Genomic DNA, 992 nt, shown 5'->3' with positions numbered 1-992 from the left:
CAGGCGCATGGCACGCGCGANAGCGCTCGATCGCCGCTTCCGGCTCGCCGAGCCAGTTTTTTACCCAGCCGCTGAAACTCCATGCCTCGGCTAAATTGGAATTGAGCACAAGCGCGCGATCGATTAAGCCGGCGGCTAGCTCAAGATCGCGAACAATGTGCGCTATCGCAAACCCGCTGGCAGCGAGCGCGATCGCGTCATCCTTGCCCAACTCAACCGCCCGCTGGGCGAGCCTTGTCACTTCGGCAATGTCGCTCGGTGTGACTGAAATCCAGCCATTGACCTTCGCTTTGGCGTAGCAAAAGGCAGCACGACCGTAGGCAGATGCAAAATCCGGATCGAGCTCGATCGCGCTATTGAACAGGCGTAATGCCTCTTCGTTCGCTTGCCGGCTAGTAAACTGATAAAACCTGGCCAACCCGCGTAAATAGAGGGAATAGGCGTCGAGACTCTCGGTCGGCTTGCGCTTGGCACGCTCGATCTCGGCTTTTTCCAGCGCTGGCGCGATCGCCCCTACAACGCTTTCAGTCATCTGGTCCTGCAGATCGAAGATGTCGCCGAGCCCACCATTAAACCGGTCTGCCCAAAGATGTGCCCCGGTGGCGGTATCGACGAGCTGTCCCGTGATGCGCACTCGATTTGCCGCTTTGCGAACGCTGCCTTCCAACACGTAGCGCACCCCAAGCTCGCGCCCCACCTGCTTCACGTCGACGGCGCGCCTCTTGTATATGAAGCTCGAGTTGCGGGCGATGACAAACAGCGCCTTGAAATGCGACAGCGCCGTGATGATGTCCTCGGCCATTCCATCAGCAAAGTAGTCCTGTTCGGGATCACCGCTCATATTGGTGAATGGCAGAACGGCGATCGAGGGTTTATTGGGCAGAGCAAGGGTCTCATCAACAGGCCAGCGGTTCGGCACGGCTGGCACGGCGCGACCGTATGGGACGCGCCAGACCCGCATCGGTTCGGCGATATTCTTCAAGGATTGCGAA

General features: G+C 58.9%; 1 protein-coding gene. It reads right to left on the bottom strand.

The genetic code is table 11. The features are described 5' to 3' along the window. Positions 1–21: 21 nt before the first annotated feature. The coding region (locus tag CQ14_RS45945) for a tetratricopeptide repeat protein (RefSeq protein WP_430650153.1) at positions 22–992 on the bottom strand (971 nt) is incomplete at both ends.

Origin of the sequence: Bradyrhizobium lablabi, from assembly GCF_001440475.1 — a bacterium.
Taxonomy (GTDB): Bacteria; Pseudomonadota; Alphaproteobacteria; order Rhizobiales; family Xanthobacteraceae; genus Bradyrhizobium; species Bradyrhizobium lablabi.
The sequence above is the reverse complement of the archived record's forward strand: the minus strand, read 5'-3'. Positions and strand labels throughout refer to the sequence as shown.